General features: G+C 74.2%; 2 protein-coding genes and 1 pseudogene. 2 read left to right on the forward strand and 1 reads right to left on the reverse strand.

Annotated elements, in window-relative coordinates; genetic code table 11:
* The first annotated feature begins 376 nt into the window (after positions 1–376).
* Positions 377–811, forward strand: a complete 435-nt coding sequence (locus tag FNX44_RS26010) for a DUF6278 family protein (protein ID WP_143651426.1) — start codon at positions 377–379, stop codon at positions 809–811.
* 38 nt (positions 812–849) lie between these two features.
* On the opposite strand, the gene FNX44_RS26015 is transcribed toward FNX44_RS26010, so the two are convergent.
* Positions 850–1,620: a hypothetical protein gene (locus FNX44_RS26015; protein WP_143651427.1), complete on the reverse strand. Its 771-nt coding sequence runs from the start codon at positions 1,618–1,620 to the stop codon at positions 850–852.
* Positions 1,621–1,755: 135 nt separating this feature from the next.
* Between FNX44_RS26015 and FNX44_RS26020 the strand changes: the two are divergent.
* Positions 1,756–2,534, forward strand: a pseudogene (locus FNX44_RS26020) (hypothetical protein); the annotation flags it as partial.

The raw sequence follows: 2,534 nt of genomic DNA on the forward strand, positions 1-2,534 counted from the left end.
GAGGAGGTGAGCACGGTCAGCGCGGCGACGGTGCTCACAGGGCCAAGGCGCATCGGCGTCCCTTCGACGGCACGGGCGGGTCGGGCGCGGCGGGCCCGACTCTGTGCTGGTTACCCCAACGGCGCCGGGCGGCCTACCGTTTCGCGCGACCACCGGTTCGGTGGTCGCACGGCAGGCGCGGCGGGCGCGTCCATGACAGCAGCGGAACCCCTACCGGCGGGAGGCGGTTCCGCGAAGCCCACGTGTCGCTCGGGCCACGTGTCGGTCGGGCCACACGTCCGCCAACGGACATGCGCAGCCCGGGCTGCGAGTCCCGGTGACGCGCCCGGGTCTTGGACGGTGGCTCGAACGGCGTCGGGATGCGACCCTGAAGTGCATGAAGCTTTCATTTGTGCACAACTGGCGCAAGAAGGTCGGTATGGCCCGTGGGGTGGCGGTGCTCGGGGACGAGGCGGGCGAGGGTCTGACCGATCTGCTCTCCGAGTGCGAGCTGCTGCGTGCCCGCGCGGCGGCGTCCGGCGTGGAGCTCGACGACTCCCCGACGTCCCTTGAGGCGCTGGACCAGTTGCTGCCGCGCTGGCGTGAGGATCCGGAGGAGCTGCCGTGGCTGGGCAACGATGCCGGACTGTACCTGGGAACGGTCCTGGTGCGGACGCTCAAGGGAGCCGACTGGCATCTGTGGCCCAACGGCCAGCCGGTGGTGCGGCTTCCGGCGGGCCGCGAGATCGACGTGGTGGACGTCGGCCACCGCTGGGCGCTGGAGGGCTCGCCGGAACTCTCCCAGACCTACGGTGAGGCGTCGGAGGCCTAGGTCGGTTTCCGGAAGCTCCCCGGCCGGGGGAAGCCGCCTCAGCTCCTGCCGCGCTTGGCGGCGACGGCCGGGACGTCCTCACCGGCACCGGGCGGCGGGGGCTCGGTGGTGGCGGCGTCGGTGACGTCGGCGACGAGTTCGACGACGTCCGGCCCGTACGCGTGCGAGTTGACGACCTTCAGCAGCAGGCAGAACGTGCCGTCGGGGCCGTATCGGCGGAGAAGCCGGGGGAGTTGCCGTGCCAGGTAGCGGGTCGCCGCCTGGTGGGTCACCGGGCGCTGGCCGCAGACGAGGAAGACCGGCCGGTTGCCCTCGCCGGCGGTGAGCCGGGCGAGTAGCACGTACTCGGCCGCGCCCCCGTCCACCCGGTAGCGTTCCGAGCCGACCGCGAACGTACCGCGCAGCCTGCCGTCCTCGGCGTCCGCGCTGACCACCACGCCCGGCAGCAGCGACCGCAGATGGGCTGCCACCCGCCGGTTCGACACCGGGCCGCCGACGCAGAACTCGGTACGCTCGCCGAAGCCCTGAGGTGCGCTGTCGGCCGCGACCACCTGGCCGCGCGCGCCGCAGTCGGCGACCAGCGCGGCCAACTCGAGAAGCGCGAACACGTCGTCACGGGCGACGTCCTCGCCCTCACCGCCGCCGGGGCCGACGACCATCAGGCACTCGGCGTGCGCCGGCAGGCCGAGGAACCTCTGCCGTCTTCGCTGCCGCCGACGCCGCCACGCGCCGCGGAGCCACCAGCCCGCCGCGATCCCGACCGCCAGTCCCGCCGGGGCGAACAACAGTCCGCGCAGCGTCTCGTCCATGGGGCGGGAGCCTATCCGGCCCCGGCGGCCGGATCGAGACCCCGACAGGTCCGAAGTGGCTCCCGGGAGCCGAACGTAACGCCGCGTAGCGTTGCCGTAACACCAGCCGTAACACGAGCCTGCTGGGATGGCCGCATGCATGAGGGCACCGGCACGCGTCAACTCCCCGGTCCAGTCGACGAGTTCAAAGCCGAGCTGCGGGCGCTGACCGCCGGGCTCGACGCCGGCCAGGGCTGGTACGCCGTCTTCCGCCGCCGTGATCCGCGCGGCGTCGCGGCCTGCCTCGACGGCGTGGAGGTGCCACCGTGGGACGTGGTGGAGTCGCTGCTCCAGGACGTGGCCGCCCAGCGCGGTCAGGACGTCGCCGCTCGGCACCGGGCCCGGCTCCACCGCTGCTACCGACCCTGTGTACGACTCGTCGACGCCGAGGTCCACGGGCCGCGAGGGGTGTGGGAGCGGCTGCACGAGATGCGCCGGGTGCGCGAGTCGGCGAGGCTTCTTGTCGCCCGGCTGACAGAGCAGCAGGCCCAGCGAGGGCGCTCGCCGGGAGGCGCCGACTCGCTTGACGTCGAACTGGCTTGGGCACGCGACGACTTCGCGCGGGCCACCGCCCGCTGCCGGGAGCTGCAGCAGCGCCTGGCAGCGCTGTCCGGCGACGCCGGCGCCCAGACCGGTGCCGACGCCGGCGCCCAGACCGGTGCCCAGGCCGGGGCCCAGACCAATGCCGAGACCGGGGCCGACGCCACCACGCCGGCCGGGACCGTGTCCGCGCCCGCGCGCGTGCCGGCGCCCACCCCGGCGCACGACACGCCCGCGCCCCGCGCCGAGAGCCGTCGCGCCCCCGACGTCACCCGAGCTCCGCGACGGATCGGCGGCTCCCGCAACCCGCTGGTCTATCAGGACGCCGACCCACC

This window comes from Streptomyces alkaliterrae (assembly GCF_007097205.2).
GTDB classification, from domain to species: domain Bacteria; phylum Actinomycetota; class Actinomycetes; order Streptomycetales; family Streptomycetaceae; genus Streptomyces; species Streptomyces alkaliterrae.